Here is a 20,219-nt window from a genome sequence, read left to right on the forward strand (position 1 = left end):
GTCAGCGCATCAGCTCCCAGGCGCCAACCAGCACATTGCCCCAGACGGTGATGTTGAAGGCCAGCAGCGTGAAGACACGCAGGAAGTTCCAGAACTTGCGCGCCCGATCCAGGGCCACGTCCGACCCGGTGAAGACGTACAACCCCATGTAGAAGGCCGATGGCAGCAAGGTGGCCGCCATCACGAAGACCATCGTCCAGTAGAAAAATTTCATGCGCACATTGTGGCCAGACTGAAGCCCCACCTGAGCCCGCGTTAGCCCGCACGAGACACCCCTAACACCTCAAGCCGGCCACCCTAACGAAAAGGCCCGGGCCGTTGCCGGACCGGGCCTGTCTTTGCGGCGGCGGCGCGCTACTTCTTGCGCACCGGCGGCACGTCCGTGCAGGAGCCATGGGCCACCTCGGCCGCCATGCCCAGGCTTTCGCCGAGCGTCGGGTGCGGGTGGATGGTCTTGCCGATGTCGACCGCATCGGCGCCCATCTCGATGGCCAGCGCGATCTCGCCGATCATGTCGCCGGCATGCGTGCCGACGATGCCGCCGCCGATGATGCGGTGGCTTTCCTCGTCGAAGATCAGCTTGGTGAAGCCCTCGTCGCGGCCATTGGCGATGGCGCGGCCTGAAGCCGTCCACGGGAACAGGCCCTTGGTGATCTTGATGCCCTTGGCCTTGGCCTCGTCCTCGGTCATGCCTACCCAGGCGACCTCGGGATCGGTGTAGGCCACGCTCGGGATCACGCGGGCGTCGAACTGGCTCTTGGCCAGCTTGTCGTCGCCCAGCAGTTCGCCGGCGCAGACTTCCGCCGCCACGTGGCCCTCGTGCACCGCCTTGTGGGCCAGCATCGGTTGGCCGACGATGTCGCCGATGGCAAAGACGCTGGGCACGTTGGTGCGCATCTGCACGTCCACCGGGATGAAGCCGCGGTCGGACACCGCCACGCCGGCGTTCTCGGCGCCGATCTTCTTGCCGTTGGGCGTGCGGCCCACCGCTTGCAGCACGAGGTCGTAGCGCTGGGGCTCCTTCGGGGCGCCCTCGCCCTCGAAGGTCACGTAGATGCCGTCCGGCTTGGCTTCGGCCGCCACCGTCTTCGTGTTCAACAGGATGTTGTCGAAGCGGTGCTGGTTGAACCTCTGCCAGACCTTGACCAGGTCACGGTCGGCACCGGTCATCAGCGTGGGCAGCATCTCCACCACATCCAAGCGGGCGCCCAGCGTGGAATACACCGTGCCCATCTCCAGGCCGATGATGCCGCCGCCGACGATCAGCATCTTCTGCGGCTTGACCTGCATCTCCAGCGCGCCGGTCGAGTCGACGATGCGCGGGTCTTGAGGCAGAAAAGGCAGGCGCACGGCCTGCGAACCCGCCGCGATGATGAGGCGCTTGTAGGCCACCGTCTGCACCGCGCCCGTCTTGGCCTGGCCGACCGCGCCCTCCGTGGCTTCCACCTTCAGGTGCTGGGCGTCCAGCACGGTGCCCACGCCGCGCAGCACGGTGACCTTGCGCATCTTGGCCATGGCGGCCAGGCCGCCGGTCAGCTTGCCCGTGACCTTGTTCTTGTGGGCGCGGAGCTTGTCGATGTCCACGGTCGGCTCGCCGAAGGCCACACCCAGGTCGGCCATGTGGCTCACCTCGTCCATCACCGCCGCCACATGCAGGAGCGCCTTGGACGGGATGCAACCGACGTTCAGGCAGACGCCGCCGAGCGTCGCATAACGCTCGACCAGGGCGACCTTCAGGCCGAGGTCGGCCGCGCGGAAGGCGGCCGAGTAGCCGCCGGGGCCGCCGCCGAGCACGACGAGGTCGAAGGCCTGGTCGGCGCTGCCGGTGTAGGTCGCGGCCGCAGGCGCCGCCACCGGGGCCGGGGCAGGTGCTGCGGGTGCAGGCGCCGGGGCAGCCGCGGCAGGTGCCGGTGCAGCCGCCGCATCGGCCTCCACGGTCAGGATGACCGAGCCCTTGCTGACCTTGTCGCCCAGCTTGACCTTGAGCTCCTTGACCACGCCGGCTGCCGACGACGGGATCTCCATCGAGGCCTTGTCGCTCTCGACGGTGATCAGGCTCTGCTCGACCTTGACGGTGTCGCCGGCCTTGACCAGCACCTCGATGACGCCGACTTCGTCGAAGTCGCCGATGTCCGGAACTTGAACTTCAATGAGTGCCATGAGTTCAGCCTCCGATCACAAGGCGATGCGGCGGAAGTCCGCCAGCAGCGACGCGAAGTAGACGTTGAAGCGGGCGGCCGCTGCCCCGTCGATGACGCGGTGGTCCCAGGAGAGCGACAGCGGCAGGATCAGGCGCGGCACGAATTGCTTGCCGTCCCACACCGGCTCGGTGCTGCTCTTGCACACACCCATGATGGCCACTTCGGGCGCATTGATGATGGGCGTGAAGTACTTGCCGCCGATGCCGCCAAGCGACGAGATGGAGAAGCAGCCGCCGCTCATGTCGGCCGGCGCGAGCTTGCCGTCGCGCGCCTTCTTGGCCAGCTCCGACATCTCCTGGCTGATCTGGAAGATGCCCTTCTTGTCGGCGTCCTTGATGACCGGCACGACCAGGCCATTGGGCGTGTCTGCCGCGAAGCCGATGTGGAAGTAGTTCTTCAGCACCAGCGTGTCGCCGTCCAGCGAGCTGTTGAACTCGGGGAACTTCTTCAGCGCGGCCACTGCCGCCTTGATCATGAACGCGAGCATCGTGACCTTGATGCCGGCCTTCTCGTTTTCCTTGTTCAGCTGGACGCGGAAGGCTTCGAGTTCGGTGATGTCGGCATCGTCGTGGTTGGTGACGTGCGGGATCACGACCCAGTTGCGATGCAGGTTGGCGCCCGAGATCTTCTTGATGCGGGACAGCTCCTTGCGCTCGACGGGGCCGAACTTCTCGAAGTCGACCTTGGGCCAGGCCAGGAGGTTCAGGCCCGCACCGCCGCCGCCAGCGGCAGCAGCCGGCGCGGCGGCCTTCTGAGCCGCCGTCTGCACGGCACCGGCCATGACGGCCTTCACGAAGCCCTGCACGTCGGTCTCGGTGATGCGGCCCTTGGGGCCGCTGCCCTTGACCTCGGCCAGCGGCACGCCCAGCTCGCGGGCGAGCTTGCGGATGCTGGGCGAGGCATGCGGCAACTGGCCGGTCGGCGCGGTGGGCTGGTGAGCCGGCAGCGCGGCAGCAGGTGCTGCGGCCTGGGTCGGCGCGGCGGCGACCGGTGCCGACGCGGCGGCCACCGGCGCTGCGGCAGCAGGTGCGGGCGCGGCGGGCGCAGGTGCGGCAGCGCCACCGGCCGCCTTCACGCGAGCCAGGGCCGTGCCCTTGGCGACCTTGTCGCCCAGCTTGACCAGCAGTTCCTCGACGACACCCGCGGTCGACGACGGGATCTCCATCGAGGCCTTGTCGCTCTCGACGGTGATGAGGCTCTGCTCAACCTTGACGGTGTCGCCCACCTTCACGAGGACCTCGATGACGGCGACCTCGTCGAAGTCACCGATGTCGGGCACTTCGACGGTGACCGAGCCGCCCGCCGACGGTGCCGCCGCCGGAGCAGGGGCCGGCTCGGCGGCGGGCGCCGGGGCGGCCGCTGCGGGCGCAGGAGCCGCCGCCACCGGGGCTGGCGCCGCAGCGCCTTCGGCCTCCACCAGCACCAGCAGGCTGCCTTCCTTGACCTTGTCGCCCACGGCGACCTTGATCTCCTTGACCACGCCAGCGGTGGACGAGGGAATCTCCATCGAGGCCTTGTCGCTCTCCACGGTCACGAGGCTTTGCTCGACCTTGACCGTGTCGCCGACCTTGACCAGCACCTCGATGACGCCGACCTCGTCGAAATCGCCGATGTCGGGAACCTTGACTTCAACCAATGCCATTTGTTGTCTCCCCCGGCGCTCAGGCGTAGAGCGGGTTGATCTTGTTCGCGTCGATGCCGTACTTGGCAATCGCCTCGGCCACCTTCTCCGCCGGGATCGCCCCGTCGTCGGCCAGCGCCTTGAGCGCGGCGACCACGATGTAGTGGCGGTTCACCTCGAAGTGCTGGCGCAGCTTGGAGCGGAAGTCGCTCCGCCCGAAGCCGTCGGTGCCCAGCACCTTGTACGAGCGGTCCTTGGGCACGAAGGCGCGGATCTGCTCCGCATAGTTCTTCATGTAGTCGGTGGACGCGATGACCGGGCCCTTGGTCTGGCCGAGCTGCTGCGTCACGAAGGGCACGCAGGCGAGTTCGGTCGGGTGCAGCAGGTTCCAGCGCTCGGCGTTCTGGCCGTCGCGGGCCAGCTCGTTGAAGCTCGGGCAGCTCCACACGTGGGCACCCACGCCCCAGTCTTCTTCCAGCAGCATCTTGGCCACCTGGCTCTCGCGCAGGATGGTGCCCGAGCCCAGCAGGTTGACCGTGACCGGCTTGCTCGCATCCGCCTCTTCCAGCAGGTACATGCCCTTGAGGATCTGCTCCTCGGTACCGGCCTTCAGGCCCGGCATCGGGTAGTTCTCGTTGAGCAGGGTGATGTAGTAGAAGACGTTCTCCTGGTCTTCCACCATGCGCTTCAGGCCCCGGTGCATGATGACCGCCACTTCGTGCGCGAAGGTCGGGTCGTAGGAGATGCAGTTCGGGATGGTGCCGGCCAGGATGTGGCTGTGGCCGTCCTCGTGCTGCAGGCCTTCGCCGTTCAGCGTGGTGCGGCCCGAGGTGCCGCCGAGCAGGAAGCCGCGCGCCTGCATGTCGCCCGCCGCCCAGGCCAGGTCGCCGATGCGCTGGAAGCCGAACATCGAGTAGTAGACGTAGAACGGGATCATGATCCGGTTGTTCGTCGAGTAGCTCGTGGCGGCTGCGATCCAGCTGGCCATGCCGCCGGCTTCGTTGATGCCCTCCTGCAGGATCTGGCCGGCCTTGTCTTCGCGGTAGTACATCACCTGGTCCTTGTCGACCGGGGTGTAGAGCTGGCCCTTGGGGTTGTAGATGCCGATCTGGCGGAACAGGCCTTCCATGCCGAAAGTGCGGGCCTCGTCCACGAGGATGGGCACCACGCGCGGGCCGATGTCCTTGTCGCGCAGCAGCTGCGTCAGGAAGCGCACATAGGCCTGGGTCGTCGAGATCTCACGACCTTCGGCGGTCGGGTCGAGGATGGCCTGGAAGGTGGCGAGATCCGGCGTCTTGAATTGCTCGTCCGCCTTGGCGCGGCGGCTGGGCAGGTAGCCCCCCAGGGCCTGGCGGCGCTCGTGCAGGTAGCGCATCTCCGGCGTGTCGTCGGCCGGCTTGTAGTACGGGATCTTGGGCAGCTCGCTGTCCGGCACCGGGATGTTGAAGCGGTCGCGGATGTACTTGATGTCGTCGTCGGTCAGCTTCTTGGTCTGGTGAACGGTGTTCTTGCCCTCACCGGCCTTGCCCATGCCGTAGCCCTTGACGGTCTTGACCAGCAGCACGGTCGGCTGGCCCGTCGTGTTGTGGTGGGCCGCGTGGAACGCGGCATAGACCTTCTCGGGCTCATGGCCGCCGCGGCGCAGATCGAAGATCTCGTCGTCGGTCATGTGAGCCACCAGCTTGGCGGTCTCGGGGTACTTGCCGAAGAAGTGCTTGCGGACGTAGGCGCCGTCGTTGGCCTTCATGGCCTGGTAGTCGCCGTCCAGCGTTTCCATCATCAGCTGCTTGAGCTTGCCGCTCTTGTCGCGGGCGAGCAGTTCGTCCCAGCCCTTGCCCCAGATCAGCTTGATGACGTTCCAGCCGCTGCCGCGGAACTCGCCTTCGAGCTCCTGGATGATCTTGCCGTTGCCGCGCACCGGGCCGTCCAGCCGCTGCAGGTTGCAGTTGACGACGAAGACGAGGTTGTCCAGCCCTTCGCGCGCGGCGAGGGCGATGGCGCCCAGGCTCTCGGGCTCGTCCATCTCGCCGTCGCCCATGAAGGCCCAGACCTTGCGGTTCTCGGTGTTGGCGATGCCGCGGGCGTGCAGGTACTTCAGGAAGCGCGCCTGGTAGATGGCCATCAGCGGGCCCAGGCCCATGGACACCGTCGGGAACTGCCAGAAGTTGGGCATCAGCTTCGGATGCGGGTAGCTGGACAGGCCCTTGCCGTCGACTTCCTGGCGGAAGTTGTCGAGCTGCTCCTCCGTCAGCCGGCCTTCCAGGAAGGCGCGGGCGTAGATGCCAGGCGCGCTGTGGCCCTGGATGTAGAGGCAGTCGCCCCCGTGGTTCTCGCTCTCGGCGTGCCAGAAGTGGTTGAAGCCGGCGCCAAGCATCGAGGCCAGCGACGCAAACGAGCCGATGTGGCCGCCCAGGTCGCCGCCATCCGCCGGGTTCAGGCGGTTGGCGCGCACGACCATGGCCATGGCGTTCCAGCGCATGTAGGCGCGCAGGCGCTTCTCGATCTGGATGTTGCCGGGGCAGCGCGCCTCGGCCGACGGCTCGATGGTGTTGACGTAGCCGGTGGTGGCCGAGAACGGCAGGTCGATGCTGTGCTGGCGGGCGTGCTCCAGCATCTCCTCGATCAGGAAGTGGGCGCGCTCGGCGCCTTCACGGTCGATGACGGCGGACAGCGCGTCCAGCCACTCCTTGGTTTCCTGGGGGTCAGCGTCGTTCGAAGCGGCGCCTAGAAAGTGTTGCGGCTGGGCGGACATGGCCGGTCTCCTGGTGATTTCGCCTCTGTCGGGCGGAAGTCGCTGTTCAACAAGCGGGGGCAAACCGCGGGCCAAACCCGCGAGCGGGCGGAGTGTCTCATAAGCCGCCGCGTTTCCCAAATGGTGCGAAGTCGTTTCTTAATGCGAAATCAGAAGCCGCGCGAGCCGTCAAGCACCCCCGGATAATCCGCGCCCATGTCCCCTGCCTCCGCCCCGCTCAACCGCAGCCAACGCTGGATCGCGACACTGCGTCGCCTGGTCACCAGCTGGTGGACTCGCCAGTCGCCGTCACGCCAGGACCGGCTGGCCACGCTCGGGCCCCTGATCTCGGTGCTGCTGTTCCTGGCCGCCATCATTTCGGCCTTCTGGTACCTCCGCAACGAGGAAATCGAACGCGAGACCGAGTCGGTCAAGCGTGACACCGAGATCGCGCAGCAGCAGATCCGGCTGCGCCTGATCGAGAACCAGGAGCAGCTGGTGCGCATCGCGCGCGAGGTGGTCACGCGGCAGATCGATGCCCATGAGTTCTCGGCCCAGGCCCAGGCCTTTGCCCGGGAGCGGCCGGAGCTGACCCACGTCACCTGGCTGAGCGCCAAGCGAGAGCGCCGCAGCAGTGTGGGGGCGGCCGGCTTCCAGGCCGACGGGCTGATGCAGGCGGACGGTGACGACCCGTCCATGCCGCGCCCCAACCAGTCCAACGCCGCGGCCATCGCCTTCGAGGCTGCCAAGGAGCGCCGCCAGCCGGTCTATTCGCCGCCGTTCACCGATGCCAACGGCACCACGGTCTTTCAACTGCACATCCCGCTGATCGACCGGGGCGGCTTCGCCGGGGTGCTGATTGCGGAGTACACCGTCGAGGCGCTGCTGCGCTACTACGTGCCGAGCGAAGTAGCGACGCGGCACAGCATCGCCGTGCTGGATGCCCGCGACCAGATCGTCAGCAGCACGGTCACGCCCATGCCGGGCCAGGGGCTGCGGCGCACCTCGCTGCTGCATGACGTGCCGCTGGCGCCAGCGCTCAATGGCCTGGTGCTGCGCGGCCAGGGCTGGCGCACCTCCATCGGCCTGATCAACAACGCCCTGTTCTGGCTGGTGCTGGCACTGGCCGGCATGACGGTGTGGATGCTGCTGGGCACCTGGCGCCACATGCGCCGCCGCACCCAGATCCAGAACGCGCTGACGCTGGAAACCAACTTCCGCCGGGCGATGGAGAACTCCATGCTGACCGGCATGCGCGCCATGGACATGGACACGCGCATCACCTACGTGAACCCGGCCTTCTGCGCGATGACCGGCTTCTCGGAGGCCGACCTGGTGGGCCGCACGCCGCCCTACCCCTTCTGGCCGACCGACCGCCGCGAGGAGAACGCCCGGCTGCTGCAGCAAGAGCTCCAGGGCAAGAGCCCGTCGGGCGGCGTGGAAGTGAAGATCCAGCGCAAGGACGGCAGCCAGTTCGATGCCCGCGTCTACGTGTCGCCGCTGGTCGACACCAAGGGCAAGCAGACCGGCTGGATGACCTCGATGACCAACATCACCGAGGCCAAGCGCGTGCGCGACCAGCTGTCGGCTTCGCACGAGCGCTTCACCACCGTGCTGGAAGGGCTGGACGCGGCGGTGTCGGTGCTGTCGGTGCAGCCGCCGGAGCTGCTGTTCGCCAACCGCAGCTACCGGCTGTGGTTCGGGGCCGACCCGGCCGGGCACGCGCTGCTGGCTGGCGGCCAGCTGTCCGGCACCACCAGCCGGCATGGAGAGTTGGACGGCGGTGCGGACGAAGTCGACGACTACTCCGGCCTGCCCGCGGAGGCTTTGACCGACGTGGGCTCCGACCCGCGCGAGGTGTATGTCGAATCGCTGGCGATGTGGTTCGACGTGCGCGCCCGCTACCTGCAATGGACCGACGGGCGCCTGGCGCAGATGCTGATCGCGACGGACATCACCATGCGCCGGCACGCCGAGGCCCAGGCGGCGCTGCAGGCGGAGAAGGCCCAGGTCACCAGCCGCCTGATGACCATGGGCGAGATGGCCTCCAGCGTGGCCCATGAGCTGAACCAGCCGCTGACGGCCATCACCAACTATTGCAATGGCATGGTCAGCCGCGTGCGCAGCGACAGCATCGACAAGGAAGCGCTGATGGCGGCGCTGACCAAGACCGCCAAGCAGGCCGAGCGCGCCGGACAGATCATTCACCGCATCCGCAATTTCGTGAAGCGCAGCGAGCCCCAGCGCCAGCCGGCGCATGCGGCCGACATCGTCGAGGATGCGGTGGAGCTCGCTGGCATCGAGCTGCGCCGGCGCAATGTGGCCATCCACACCTACGTCGCCCAGCGCCTGCCGCAGATGATGGTCGACCCCATCCTCATCGAGCAGGTGCTGATGAACCTGTTGAAGAACGCGGCGGAGGCCATCGACAACGCGTCGCTGCCGACCTCGCGCCGCCACATCGAGCTGCGCGTGGTGCCCAAGCACAGCGCGGAGCTGGGCGGCCAGATCGAGTTCTCGGTGACCGACATGGGCCCGGGCCTGCCGGACGAAGTGCTGGCGCGCATGTACGAGGCCTTCTTCTCCACCAAGGCCGATGGCCTGGGCATCGGATTAGGGTTATGCCGGTCCATCGTGGAGTCCCACCAGGGCCGGATAAAAGCGGAGAACCTCTACAATGGCGCCCTGGTTGTCGGGTGCCGGTTCGCCTTCACGATCCCGGTCACCATCACTTCCGAACACCTGCGCCAGGAAGCCACCCCAGGCACGCCCGGCGGCGCTCCGAGAACTGAACCCACAGCACCATGAGCTTGATCCCGAAGAAGGGCAACGTCTACGTTGTCGATGACGACGAAGCGGTCCGCGACTCCCTGCAATGGCTGCTGGAAGGCAAGGACTACCGGGTCAAGTGCTTTGATTCCGCCGAATCCTTCCTCGCCCGCTACGACCCCCGCGAAGTGGCCTGCCTGATCGCCGACATCCGCATGGACGGCATGACGGGCCTGGAACTGCAGGATCGCCTGATCGAACGCAAGAGCCCGCTGCCCATCGTCTTCATCACCGGCCATGGCGACGTGCCGATGGCCGTGCAGACGATGAAAAAGGGCGCGATGGACTTCATCGAGAAGCCCTTCAAGGAAGAAGAACTCCTGGCGCTTGTCGAGCGCATGCTCGACCAGGCCCGTGACGCCTTCTCCAGCCACCAGGAAGCCGCCAGCCGCGACGCCCTGCTCGCCCGCCTCACCACGCGCGAGGCCCAGGTGCTGGAGCGCATCGTGGCGGGCCGCTTGAACAAGCAGATCGCCGACGACCTCGGCATCAGCATCAAGACGGTGGAGGCGCACCGCGCCAACATCATGGAAAAGCTCAACGCCAACACCGTGGCCGATCTGCTCAAGATTGCACTGGGCGCCACGGCCAAGGCTTGATACTCATCTGACACCGAAAGGCCGCTGAATCGTCAGCGGCTTTTTGTTTTCTGATCTTGGAACACAGCCACAGAGGCACAGAGGCACAGGGAAATCACCACGCTCTCTGTGCCTCCGTGTCTCTGTGGCTTTGTTTCTTTCGCTTGACCGGAACCCCACCATGACCGCACAACTGATCGACGGCCTTGCCCTCGCCAAGCAGACCCGCGCCGATGTCGCCGCCCGCGCCGCTGCCCTGACCGCCCAAGGCCGCCGCCCGGGCCTCGCCGTCGTGCTCGTCGGCGACAACCCGGCCAGCCAGGTCTACGTGCGCAACAAGGTCAAGGCTTGCGAGGAGGCCGGCATTCATTCGGTGCTCGAGAAGTACGACGCCAGCATGACCGAGGCCGAGCTGCTGGCCCGCGTGGACGCGCTGAACAACGACCCGACGATCCACGGCATCCTGGTGCAGTTGCCCCTGCCCAAGCACATCGACGACCACAAGGTCATCGAAGCCATCTCCCCGGCCAAGGACGTCGACGGCTTTCACGTCGCCAGCGCCGGTGCGCTCATGGTGGGCGAGGCGGGCTTCAAGGCCTGCACCCCCTACGGCTGCATGAAGATGCTGGAAAGCATCGGCATGAAAGACCTCAAGGGCAAGCACGCCGTCGTGATCGGCCGCAGCAACATCGTCGGCAAGCCGATGGCCATGATGCTGCTGGCGGCCAACGCCACCGTCACCATCTGCCACAGCGGCACAGCCGACCTTGCTGCGATGACGCGCCAGGCGGACATCGTCGTCGCCGCCGTGGGCAAGCGCAATGTGCTGACGGCTGACATGGTCAAGCCGGGTGCCGTCGTCATCGACGTGGGCATGAACCGCAACGACGAAGGCAAGCTCTGCGGCGATGTTGACTTCGACGGCGTCAAGGAAGTCGCCGGCTGGATCACGCCCGTTCCCGGTGGCGTGGGCCCCATGACGATTGCCATGTTGCTGGTCAATACCCTTGAATCCGCGGAACGTTCCCTCAAGTCCGCGTGACCTTGACCGCTGCCACCCCATGACGAACCCGCTCCTCTCCACCGCCGCCCTCCCCGACTTCGCGGCCATCCGCCCGGAGCATGTGCAGCCGGCCATCACCGAACTGCTGGCGGCCGCGCAGGCCGCGCTGGATGAAGCCGTCAAGGCTGACACCCCGGCGGACTACGACACTCTCTCCCGCATCCTGGACACGGCCACCGAGCGCCTGGGCACGGCCTGGGGCGCCGTCGGTCACCTCAATGCCGTGGCGGACACGCCGGCGCTGCGCGAGGCCTACAACGGCATGCTGCCGGTGATCACCGAGTTCTACACCGCGCTCGGCGCCAACGAGGCCCTGTTCGCCAAGTACAAGGCCATCGTCGCGGCCCAGGGCGACCGCTTGAGCGCCCCGCGCCGGCAGGTGCTCAAGCACGCCATCCGCAACTTCGTGTTGTCGGGCGCCGAACTGCAGGGCGAGGCCCGCGAGCGCTACGCGGCCATCCAGGAGCGCAGTGCCGAGCTGCAGCAGCAGTTCAGCGAGCATGTGCTGGACGCGACCGACGGCTGGAGCCACATCGTCAGCACCGAAGAACTGGCCGGCGTGCCGCAGGACGTGCTGGATGCCACCCGGCTGGATGACGGCGGCCACAAGCTGACGCTGCATTTCCCGGTCTACCTGCCCGTCATGCAGTACGCCGAAAACCGTGCACTGCGCGAGACGCTCTACCGTGCCTACGTGACCCGCGCCAGCGAGCAGGGCAAGCCCGAGTGGGACAACACCGCCGCCATGCGCGAGATCGTCGCGCTGCGCCAGGAAGAGGCCAAGCTGCTCGGCTACGCCAGCTTCGCCGATGTGTCCCTCGCGCCCAAGATGGCCTCGTCGCCCGCTGAAGTGACGAGCTTCCTGCGCGACCTCGCCAAGCGTGCGCGTCCGTTCGCGGAGAAGGATCTGGCCGAGCTGCGTGAGTTCGCCAAGGGCCAGCCGCTGGAGAGCTGGGATGTGTCCTACTGGAGCGAGAAGCTCAAGGAAGCTCGCTACGCCTTCAGCGACCAGACCGTGAAGCAGTACTTCACGGCCCCCAAGGTGGTGGCGGGCCTGTTCTCGATCATCGAGCGCCTGTTCGACGTCAAGATCAGCGAGGCCCAGGCCTCGGTGTGGCATGACACCGTCAAGTTCTACGAGATGACGCGCGGCGGCCAACGGATCGCGCAGTTCTACCTCGACCTCTACGCCCGCACCGGCAAGCGCCCCGGCGCCTGGATGGACGAGGTGCGCAGCCGCTGGCTGAAGCCCGGCGGCGAGCAGCAGACGCCCGTGGCCCTGCTGACCTGCAACTTCGCCTCGCCCGTGGGCGGCAAGCCCGCGCTGCTGACGCATGACGACGTCATCACGCTCTTCCACGAATTCGGCCACGGCCTGCACCACATGCTCACGCAGGTGAACGACCTGGGCGTGTCGGGCATCTCAGGCGTGGAATGGGATGCGGTGGAGCTGCCCAGCCAGTTCATGGAGAACTTCTGCTGGGAATGGGAAGTCCTGCAGCAGCTCAGCGGCCATGTCGACAGCGGCGAACCCCTGCCCCGCGAGTTGTTCGACAAGATGACCGCCGCCAAGAACTTCCAGAGCGGCCTGATGACGCTGCGCCAGATCGAGTTCGCCCTCTTCGACATGCGCCTGCATGGCGAGCCGGGCGCGGAAGCCGACGTGCAAAAGGTGCTGGACGACGTGCGTGCGGAAGTGGCCGTGCTCATCCCGCCGGCCTTCAACCGCTTCCAGCACAGCTTCTCGCACATCTTCGCGGGCGGCTATGCGGCGGGCTACTACAGCTACAAGTGGGCCGAGCTGCTGAGCGCCGACGCCTGGAGCGCCTTTGAAGAGGAAGGCGTGTTCAACGCGGCCACCGGCAAGCGCTTCCTGACGGAGGTGCTGGAGCAGGGTGGCGCGCGTGACGCCATCGACAACTTCAAAGCCTTCCGCGGCCGCGAGCCGGCGATCGACGCACTGCTGCGGCATCAGGGCATGGCCTGAGGTCGTACGCCTTTGTCGGGGACATCAGCGCGCTCAACCCGGCGCGCTGCCCGACGGCCTCTGGGCAGCAGGACGCCTGGCGCCTCAAAGGCCCTTGCGCTCCTGCTCCTTCCAGAGCTGCACGCCACGGTCGACGAAGCCGTTCATCAGCTTGTTCTGGCGCAGCTTGAACATCGCCCGCGTGAGGGCTCCGCGCAATTCCGGCGTGTTGCACGGCGAGCGGTGCGAGACCGTGACGTAGAGCTGCTCCTGGGCCACCGGCGTGGGCATGAGGCGCAGGCTGCGCAGCCCCAGCCGGGCGATATAGGCCTCGGCGGGGCTGTCCTCGTAGACGAGGTAGTCCGCTCGGCCGCGCTCCAGCATCTGCAGGGCCTGGTCGAGACTGCTGACCTTGGCCAGGCTCAGCGACTCGTTCGCGAAGCGGTCGAAGGCCTGACCGAAGCTGTTGTTGATCACCGTCAGGCCCTTGCGCGAGACGAGGTCCTCCCAGCGCTGATAGGGAAAGGTCGCGCCCTCGCGCTGGATGATGACCGAACGGGTCTCCCGAAACGGCAGCATCGCGTAGTCCATGTACTCGGTGCGCGGCAAAGTGAAGAAGGCCCCGGCGATCATGTCGACACGCCCGGCCCGCGTCTCTTCCTGCACGCGGGCCCAGTTGCCCACGTAGCGCAGCTCGATCGTCACGCCCAGCTCATTGCCGAGCCATTCGGCCAGCTCGGCGATCGCGCCGATGAGCCGCGTGTCGTGGTCCGCGTCGCGCCACAGGTAGGGCGGGTACTGCGGATTGCCCGAGGCCAGCAAGGTCTTGCACGCCGCCTGCGCCTGTGCCGAGGCTGCCAGCACGGCCCCCGCCAGCAGGGCCACACCCCATCGAATCAAGCCATGCGAAAGACCATGGTGCATCAATTCACCCTGTCGACTGCCATGCGGGGACGCTATCGCGCGGGCGACGGGCTTGGCAAGCTGGGGTTGAGCCCCGATGTCGTCAAACCGCACGCTCCGCCCCACGGCGCTGCTCAGCCGGTGCTCTCCAGCGTATGCACGCGCATGCCCACGGGGTCGTCGGGCCGCACCTGCCACGGCGCGCGTGCCCGCATGTGCCGGCCGTCCTTCAGGCCGGACTGCCAGCGCGCGCGCAGGCGCTCGTCGCTGAAGTCGATGTCGCGCCAGGAGTCCTCGCCCGGCAGGGCCTGCATGACGAGGTGGACGACCTCGATGCGTGAATCGCAGCCCATGTCGAGCAACTGCTTCACCGCCGGGTCGGCGGCCGTCCTGGCATCAAGCCGGCGGCCCACCAGGCGCACCGCACGGCGCAGGTTCTGCAGGCGCTCGTGGTCGGCCAGGTGCTCGTTGATGCGGCTCGCGTACTGGATGTCCTTGTAGCGCGTCAGCACCTGGGCCATGGTGTGCGGGGCCGCCTCGCTGGCGTCCCACAGGTCCACCATGAAGCACAGGGTGTCGCGGCGCTCGGCATCGTCCAGCACCACGTCCAGCGGCGTGTTGGAGTAGATGCCACCATCCCAGAACGCCTCCTTGCCGATCTGCACCGGCGCAAAGCCCGGCGGCAGCGCGCCGCTGGCCAGCACATGCTCAGGCCCGATGCGGGTGTGGCCATCGCGGTTGTCGAACAGCGCCAGCGCACCGCTGCGCACATTCACCGCGCACAAGGTGAGCCGCGTCTCGGCGGCAGCGATGCGGTCGAAGTCGACCAGCTCACGCAGCGTCGCCGCCAGCGGACTGGTGTCGTAGAAGCCCAGCTCGGGCAGGGGCGCGCGGCGGTTCATGTCCCAAGCCTGCGGCCCCCGCGGCCGAAAGAACCCGGGCACACCGCTGGTCAGCGTATGCCAGGTCTGCCAGGCCGCGGTGAAGGGGCTGGCCGGCAGATGAGATGACCAGCCCGGCCGGGTCACGCCGTCCCAGAACTTGCGCAGCGCCGGCAGCCGGTCGGCCGGCGCGTTGCCCGCCACCAGGGTGGCGTTGATGGCGCCGATCGACGTGCCGACCAGCCAGTCGGGCGCGAGCTCCGCCCCCTCCATCGCCTCCACGAACCCCGCCTGGTAGGCCCCCAGCGCCCCGCCGCCCTGGAAGACATAGACGGTCTGGCGCGGGCGGCGGGCCATCAGCGCAGCTCCACCGCGTCGTCGCAGGGGATGGCGCGGAACACCGGCAGCGCTTCCGCCGCGGCGGCATGCGACACCAGGGCCGGAAACGCCGAGGCATCCACGACCTCGGGCAGCATGAACTGCGTGAAGGTCCAGGCCACGGCGGTCGTCAGCGATGCCTGGCCGAGCCCCGCCTCCGTCAAGGCAGCCGCAGGCGGCAGCGCCCCATGAGACAGCGCCGTCTCCAGCCCGGCGTAGGCGGCCTGCAGCTGGCCGGTCACCCGTTCGATCCAGGGCGCGTGGTGCTTTTCAGCGGGCCGCAGGCCGCGTTCGTACACGATCTGGGCGGTCTTCTCGCAGGCGGCCAGCGCCAGGCCGATCAGGTGCAGCTCATGCGCCAGTGCAGCGGGAGCTGACGGCAGCAGGCTGCGCCCGGCCAGCACCTCGGCGTACTGCAGCATCAATGAAGAATCCATCAGCAGCGTGCCGTCGTCGCAGACCAGCGTAGGCGCCTTGACGACCGGATTCAGCTGGCGGAACCGGTCGAAGCCGCGGAAGACCGAGATGGACGCATGCTCGAACGGCAGGTCCAGCAGCCGCAGCGACAGCGCCACGCGACGCACGTAAGGCGAGTCCAGCATGCCGATGAGCTTCATGAGGCGGTCTCCGGTCGCTTGGCGCGCGCATCGCGCTGCAGTTCCTCCACCGCGGCCTTGCCGTGGCGGCGTTCGATCTCGGCCAGCATGATGCGGTTGTAGCCGCTCACGAAGGCCTCGCCCAGCGGCGTGGGCGTCGTCTTCTTGTAGACCCAGCTCAGGCCCCAGCGGTCTTTGAGGCGCTGGGCGCGAGTCGACTCGGCTGCCGCATCCGCCAGCGGCTTGGCGAAGGTCTGCAGCTGCAGCAGGCCGTCCTTCAGGTCGGCCTTGGCCCGGGCCTCGCCCTGCTGGCCCACCGCCTCGGGGTCGCCGATGCGCAGGTCGACGCTTGCGATCAGCTGCCGCTCCACCGCATCGGACGCGCGGACGATGCCGAAGGTGTCGAACAGCCACACCACGCAGCCCGCGGCCAGCAGGCTGACCAGCGCAGCGACGAAATGAATACGGCGTGAGCGGCGCCAGGTCGCAACCGCGGGGGTGCGGTCGCTGTCGAGTTCTGTCATGGGTTCAGGTCCTTGAGCCGCGATTCTCGGCCAGCGGCGCCAGCGCTGCCTGCACCCGGGCTTGCCAGTCGACCTGCTCGTCGGGCGACCAGTCGGCCCAGCGCTGAGCCTCGGCCTCCAGGGCGTCAGCCAGCGCCTGCAGCGGTGCCTGGGCCGACACCTGCGCCGCCAGGCGGAGCTGCGCGAGCCAGGCCTGGGCCTGGCGCACCCGCGGATAGGCCGCGAACAGCCAGCGCGCCACCGCGGGCTCGTCGCGCCAGTCGGCGCTGCCCCAGCGCTGCTTAGCTTGCGCCGTCAGGCGCTGGCCCGCGCCCAGGCAGTCGAAGGCCGCGCAGCCCTCGAAGCCCCGCGGCACCAGCGCGTCGTGGATGCCGCAGCGGTGGTCGGCGCAGAGATGCTGGCACGGCGTCTCGGCCGGCTTGTCGAAGCCAAATCCTTGCACCGCGTCGAACGGCGGCACGACGCAGCACAGGCCCACGCAGGAGGAGCAGTCAGCCTTCAGATGCGCCGGCAGTCGAGGCGTGAGTGTGCTCGTCATGCCATCGCCTCAGGGCGTCTTGAAGTCACCGGCCGTCGAGATGACGAAGCCGTCGGCACGGATGTGCTTGCGCCAGGCCGCGTTGGCCTGCTCCACGGTCACGGCGGCCAGGGCCTCATCGCGCTTTTGCGCCGCCGCCCAGGTCTCGCCCCGCTCGGCCAGGCTGGTGAGGCCGCCGGCCAGCGCACCGGGGTCGGCCCGGCCTTGCTTGCGGCCTTCGAGGATGTCCTGCTTGGCACGGGCCAGCTCGGCGGCCGTGACGCCCTGCGCGGCCATGCGGGCCACCTCCTCCTGCACCACAGCGATCACGCGGTCACGCTTGTCGGGCGCATACGTGGCCTGGATGGCAAAGCTGCCGGCACGACCCCAGTAGCCGGCATTGAGCGATGCCCCGATGCCGTAGGTCAGGCCCTCCTTCTGGCGCACCCGCTCCGACAGCCGGCTCTCCAGCCCGCCGCCGCCAAAGATGTGCACCGCCAGCTCCAGCGCCGGGTAGTCGGGGTCTTCGGCATTCAGCGGCAGGCTCTCGTGCAGGCGAACGATGGCATTGGCCTTGTCACGCGCGATGGCGTCAAAGCGCGCCGGCGGGATCGCCACATGCTCGGGCACGTGGCGCACGAACTTGGGCGCTGCGGGCTTTTTCCAGTCCCCGAAAAGGCGATCCACCTCCGCTGCCAGGCCGTCGGGCAGCGCACCGACCACGCTGATCTGGGCGTCGTTCGCGCTCCAGTAGTCCGCGTAGAAGCGCTTCACGTCGTCCAGCGTCGTAGCCTTGAGATTGGCGATGCGCTCGTCCAGGCTCATCACGTAGTCCGGGTGGCCGAGCTTCACGCCGCGGGCCTGGTTGTAGTGGGCCCGGGTGGCCTCCTGGCGCAGCACCTGGGGCTCCTGCCGCGAGGCCTCGATGCTGGCGAGGTTGGCCTTGAGCTCGCGCTCGAAGGCCTCCTGCGGGAAGAGCGGCCGGCGCAGCACGTCAGCGGCCACGCGCAGCGCGGGCAGCAGCGTGTCTCGCTCGGCACTCAGGAAGAGGGTTGCACCCTGGTCGTAGCTGGTGATGTTCAGGCTGGCGCGCAGCTTGATCAGCGCGTCCTGCAACTGCTGACGGGTGTAGCCCGCGCTGCCCTCATCCATCAGCGCACCGACGAAGCCCGTGCCGTTGCGGGCATAGGTGGCCTCACGCTCGCCCCAGCGCAGCTGCATCTGCAGCACCACGGTGTTGCCTCGGGTCTGCTTCTGCAAGGTGTGCAGCGCGATGCCGCTGGGCAGCGTGGCACGCCGGGTGCGACTCTCCAGCACCGCGGGCACGGGCTCCAGCTGCTCACCCGCTTCGACCTTCGGCGGCCCTTTGAGTTCGGCCAGACGTTGGGCGAGCGGCGGCGCGGGGGGCACCTCGACCCGCTCCACGCTGGGCGCCGGCAGGTAGCGGCCGAGGGTGCGGTTGGCAGGCTTGAAGTAGGCCTTGCGCACCCGATCCACGTCCGCCAGCGTGACCTTGGGAATGTCTTCCATCAGCTGGAACAGCAGCCGCCAATCCCCCGCGGCGATCAGCCCCGAGATCTGCTGGATCAGGGCCTCAGGGTTTTTCATCTGCTCCCGGTAGCGATTGACCGCGATGTCACGCACGCGGGCGAGTTCGGTCTCGTCGAAAGCCGGCGCATTGCGACCTTCGGCAAGGTCCAGCAGCAAGGCTTCTACCTTGGCCACATCGCCGTCGGGCGGCAACACCGCATAGGCGCTGCTGACGTAGGGGTCGACGCCCCCCGTGCCGGCCAGCCCGGCCGCCACGGCCAGCTTGGGTTCCACCAACTGCTTGTAGAGCTGGCCGCTGGGTTGCAGGCTCATCAGGAGGCCGTAGACGATGAGGGCCGGTGTGTCAGGGTGCGTGATCGCCGGCACGTGGTAGTTGGCGAGCAGGATGGGCTGGCCGCCCACGCGGCGCACCACCACGCTGCGCTCCCCGTCCTGGGCGGGCTCGACCGTGTAGGGCTGCGGTACCGGCGCCGCAGGACGGGCGATCGGCCCGAAGTGCTGGCCGATGAGGGCCAGCGTGGCGGCCTTGTCGAAGGCGCCCGCGATGAGCAGCGTGGCGTTGTCCGGGCGGTAGAAGCGCTTGTAGAACCCCTGCAGCTTCTCGATCGGCACGTTCTCGATGTCGCTCTTGGGCCCGATGGTGGCGTGGCCATAGGGGTGCCACGCGAACGCGGCGGCATTGACCCGCTGCACCAGCACCGCGAAAGGCTGGTTCTCGCCGCGCTCGAATTCATTGCGCACCACCGTCATCTCGGTGTCGAGGTCCGCCTTGGCCACCCGGCTGTTGACCATGCGGTCGGCCTCCAGGTCCAGCAGGAAGGCCAGCGTGTCGGCATTCGCATTGAAACTGGCGAAGTAGTTGGTGCGGTCGACCGTGGTCGTGCCGTTGAAACGCACGCCGCGCTGGGCCATCGCGCCCGGGATGTCCTTCTGCCGTGCCGTGCCCTTGAACAGCATGTGCTCCAGCAGGTGGGCCATGCCGTACTCGCCCGGTGCCTCGTGACGGCTACCCACGCGGTAGGTGATGTTGACGGTGGTGGTGGTCTGCGTCGCGTCCGGGAAGAGCAGCACCTGCAGGCCGTTGGGCAGGCGGTATTCCTCGATGCCGCCGAGCTCGCGCACGGGCGTCGGCAGCACCGCCGCCGCCACCGGCCGGGCCAGCTTGGGCACCGGCTTCTCCAAGCCCACAGGCGCCCGCACCTGCGCCTGCACCTGCGCCTGGGCTGGCGTCCAGGCCAGACTGCAAGCCAGCAACATCAGGCCCAGCGGCCTGCATCCATTCCACAAACTGCGCATTCGCTTGTCTCCACCATCAACCTGTCGTCCGCAGGCCGCCGCATTCTGCGCGGTTTCCGGCGGCCGGCCGTTCGTCAGCCCTGAACGGGGGAATCGGCGCCGGCTGATGGTTGCAGGCGGGCGAGCAATGCCAGCACCTCGTCCACGCTGGCCGGCTTGATGAGGTGGGCATCAAAGCCTGCGGCGCGCGCGCGGCGCTTGTCGTCCTCCGCACCCCAGCCGGTGAGCGCCACCAGCAGGGTTCTGACGAAACGCGGGTCCTGGCGCAGTTGCTGCGCGAACTCATGGCCGCTCATGCCAGGCATGCCCAGGTCGCAGAGCACCGCATGGGGCAGGAAGCGTCCGGCCTGGCACAACGCCGCCGAGCCGCTGTTCTCGACCTCCACCGCGTGCCCTGACAGGGTCAACAGCATGGCCAGCGACGTGGCGGCATCGTCGTTGTCGTCCACCACGAGCACACGCAGCCCAGAAGGCATGTCAGTCGCCGGTTCCCGGCCTCGCGGCATCAGATCAGCGTCGGGCGCCACGCCCGCCGAGAGGAGGCCAACTCGCGTGTTCATCAGGCGTTCCGGTCCATGCGAAGC

General features: G+C 67.9%; 15 protein-coding genes. 4 read left to right on the plus strand and 11 right to left on the minus strand.

Annotation, left to right across the window (positions count from 1 at the left end; all coding sequences use genetic code 11):
* Position 1: 1 nt before the first annotated feature.
* The 4 genes from CDO81_RS12140 to aceE form a co-directional block, all read right to left on the minus strand.
* Entirely contained in the window at positions 2–214 is a 213-nt protein-coding gene (locus CDO81_RS12140; RefSeq protein ID WP_088483481.1) for a hypothetical protein, read from the minus strand.
* 140 nt (positions 215–354) lie between these two features.
* Complete coding sequence (gene lpdA, locus CDO81_RS12145) at positions 355–2,160, minus strand: dihydrolipoyl dehydrogenase (RefSeq protein ID WP_088483482.1); 1,806 nt, start codon at positions 2,158–2,160, stop codon at positions 355–357.
* Between the two features lie 15 nt (positions 2,161–2,175).
* Positions 2,176–3,843 carry a dihydrolipoyllysine-residue acetyltransferase gene (gene aceF, locus CDO81_RS12150; RefSeq protein WP_088483483.1) on the minus strand — a complete coding sequence of 556 codons (1,668 nt, stop codon included), beginning with the start codon at positions 3,841–3,843 and terminating at the stop codon, positions 2,176–2,178.
* 19 nt (positions 3,844–3,862) lie between these two features.
* The gene (aceE, locus tag CDO81_RS12155) at positions 3,863–6,574 is read right to left on the minus strand and encodes a pyruvate dehydrogenase (acetyl-transferring), homodimeric type (RefSeq protein ID WP_088483484.1); all 2,712 of its coding nucleotides are present in this window, start codon (positions 6,572–6,574) and stop codon (positions 3,863–3,865) included.
* A gap of 195 nt (positions 6,575–6,769) precedes the next feature.
* Here aceE and CDO81_RS12160 point away from each other — a divergent pair, with 195 nt between their 5' ends.
* From CDO81_RS12160 to CDO81_RS12175, 4 genes are all read left to right on the plus strand, one after another.
* Positions 6,770–9,361 (plus strand): PAS domain S-box protein, encoded by a 2,592-nt coding sequence (locus CDO81_RS12160; protein WP_088483485.1) that lies wholly within the window; start codon positions 6,770–6,772, stop codon positions 9,359–9,361.
* Positions 9,358–9,981, plus strand: a complete 624-nt coding sequence (locus CDO81_RS12165) for a response regulator transcription factor (RefSeq protein ID WP_088483486.1) — start codon at positions 9,358–9,360, stop codon at positions 9,979–9,981. The genes CDO81_RS12160 and CDO81_RS12165 overlap by 4 nt, the downstream gene beginning before the upstream one ends.
* A gap of 160 nt (positions 9,982–10,141) precedes the next feature.
* Entirely contained in the window at positions 10,142–11,002 is an 861-nt protein-coding gene (folD, locus tag CDO81_RS12170; protein ID WP_088483487.1) for a bifunctional methylenetetrahydrofolate dehydrogenase/methenyltetrahydrofolate cyclohydrolase FolD, read from the plus strand.
* 19 nt (positions 11,003–11,021) lie between these two features.
* Complete coding sequence (locus CDO81_RS12175) at positions 11,022–13,010, plus strand: M3 family metallopeptidase (RefSeq protein ID WP_088483488.1); 1,989 nt, start codon at positions 11,022–11,024, stop codon at positions 13,008–13,010.
* Positions 13,011–13,094: 84 nt separating this feature from the next.
* Here the strand turns inward: CDO81_RS12175 and CDO81_RS12180 are convergent, their stop codons facing one another.
* From CDO81_RS12180 to CDO81_RS12210, 7 genes are all read right to left on the minus strand, one after another.
* The gene (locus CDO81_RS12180) at positions 13,095–13,913 is read right to left on the minus strand and encodes a substrate-binding periplasmic protein (RefSeq protein ID WP_088483489.1); all 819 of its coding nucleotides are present in this window, start codon (positions 13,911–13,913) and stop codon (positions 13,095–13,097) included.
* A 113-nt stretch (positions 13,914–14,026) separates the two neighbouring features.
* Positions 14,027–15,130: a patatin-like phospholipase family protein gene (locus tag CDO81_RS12185; protein WP_088483490.1), complete on the minus strand. Its 1,104-nt coding sequence runs from the start codon at positions 15,128–15,130 to the stop codon at positions 14,027–14,029.
* Entirely contained in the window at positions 15,130–15,768 is a 639-nt protein-coding gene (locus CDO81_RS12190; protein WP_088483491.1) for a glutathione S-transferase, read from the minus strand. The genes CDO81_RS12185 and CDO81_RS12190 overlap by 1 nt, the downstream gene beginning before the upstream one ends.
* Positions 15,765–16,271: a hypothetical protein gene (locus tag CDO81_RS12195; protein WP_088483492.1), complete on the minus strand. Its 507-nt coding sequence runs from the start codon at positions 16,269–16,271 to the stop codon at positions 15,765–15,767. Before CDO81_RS12195 ends, CDO81_RS12190 begins: the two co-directional genes overlap by 4 nt.
* Positions 16,272–16,275: 4 nt before the next feature.
* Entirely contained in the window at positions 16,276–16,809 is a 534-nt protein-coding gene (locus CDO81_RS12200) for a hypothetical protein (RefSeq protein ID WP_088483493.1), read from the minus strand.
* Between the two features lie 9 nt (positions 16,810–16,818).
* The gene (locus CDO81_RS12205; RefSeq protein ID WP_158218258.1) at positions 16,819–19,635 is read right to left on the minus strand and encodes a M16 family metallopeptidase; all 2,817 of its coding nucleotides are present in this window, start codon (positions 19,633–19,635) and stop codon (positions 16,819–16,821) included.
* 74 nt (positions 19,636–19,709) lie between these two features.
* A complete protein-coding gene (locus tag CDO81_RS12210) occupies positions 19,710–20,111 on the minus strand; it encodes a response regulator (RefSeq protein ID WP_158218259.1) in 402 nt (133 codons plus the stop codon).
* Between the last annotated feature and the right edge of the window lie 108 nt (positions 20,112–20,219).

The organism is Roseateles puraquae (genome assembly GCF_002205845.1).
GTDB lineage: Bacteria > Pseudomonadota > Gammaproteobacteria > Burkholderiales > Burkholderiaceae_C > Pelomonas > Pelomonas puraquae.

What these genes read in the sequence shown, in the direction of transcription:
- CDO81_RS12140 (WP_088483481.1), bottom strand. Translation starts at nt 214, where the DNA reads ATGAAATTTTTCTACTGGACGATGGTCTTCGTGATGGCGGCCACCTTG.
- lpdA (WP_088483482.1), bottom strand. Translation starts at nt 2,160, where the DNA reads ATGGCACTCATTGAAGTTCAAGTTCCGGACATCGGCGACTTCGACGAA.
- aceF (WP_088483483.1), bottom strand. Translation starts at nt 3,843, where the DNA reads ATGGCATTGGTTGAAGTCAAGGTTCCCGACATCGGCGATTTCGACGAG.
- aceE (WP_088483484.1), bottom strand. Translation starts at nt 6,574, where the DNA reads ATGTCCGCCCAGCCGCAACACTTTCTAGGCGCCGCTTCGAACGACGCT.
- CDO81_RS12160 (WP_088483485.1), top strand. Translation starts at nt 6,770, where the DNA reads ATGTCCCCTGCCTCCGCCCCGCTCAACCGCAGCCAACGCTGGATCGCG.
- CDO81_RS12165 (WP_088483486.1), top strand. Translation starts at nt 9,358, where the DNA reads ATGAGCTTGATCCCGAAGAAGGGCAACGTCTACGTTGTCGATGACGAC.
- folD (WP_088483487.1), top strand. Translation starts at nt 10,142, where the DNA reads ATGACCGCACAACTGATCGACGGCCTTGCCCTCGCCAAGCAGACCCGC.
- CDO81_RS12175 (WP_088483488.1), top strand. Translation starts at nt 11,022, where the DNA reads ATGACGAACCCGCTCCTCTCCACCGCCGCCCTCCCCGACTTCGCGGCC.
- CDO81_RS12180 (WP_088483489.1), bottom strand. Translation starts at nt 13,913, where the DNA reads ATGCACCATGGTCTTTCGCATGGCTTGATTCGATGGGGTGTGGCCCTG.
- CDO81_RS12185 (WP_088483490.1), bottom strand. Translation starts at nt 15,130, where the DNA reads ATGGCCCGCCGCCCGCGCCAGACCGTCTATGTCTTCCAGGGCGGCGGG.
- CDO81_RS12190 (WP_088483491.1), bottom strand. Translation starts at nt 15,768, where the DNA reads ATGAAGCTCATCGGCATGCTGGACTCGCCTTACGTGCGTCGCGTGGCG.
- CDO81_RS12195 (WP_088483492.1), bottom strand. Translation starts at nt 16,271, where the DNA reads ATGACAGAACTCGACAGCGACCGCACCCCCGCGGTTGCGACCTGGCGC.
- CDO81_RS12200 (WP_088483493.1), bottom strand. Translation starts at nt 16,809, where the DNA reads ATGACGAGCACACTCACGCCTCGACTGCCGGCGCATCTGAAGGCTGAC.
- CDO81_RS12205 (WP_158218258.1), bottom strand. Translation starts at nt 19,635, where the DNA reads ATGCGCAGTTTGTGGAATGGATGCAGGCCGCTGGGCCTGATGTTGCTG.
- CDO81_RS12210 (WP_158218259.1), bottom strand. Translation starts at nt 20,111, where the DNA reads ATGCCTTCTGGGCTGCGTGTGCTCGTGGTGGACGACAACGACGATGCC.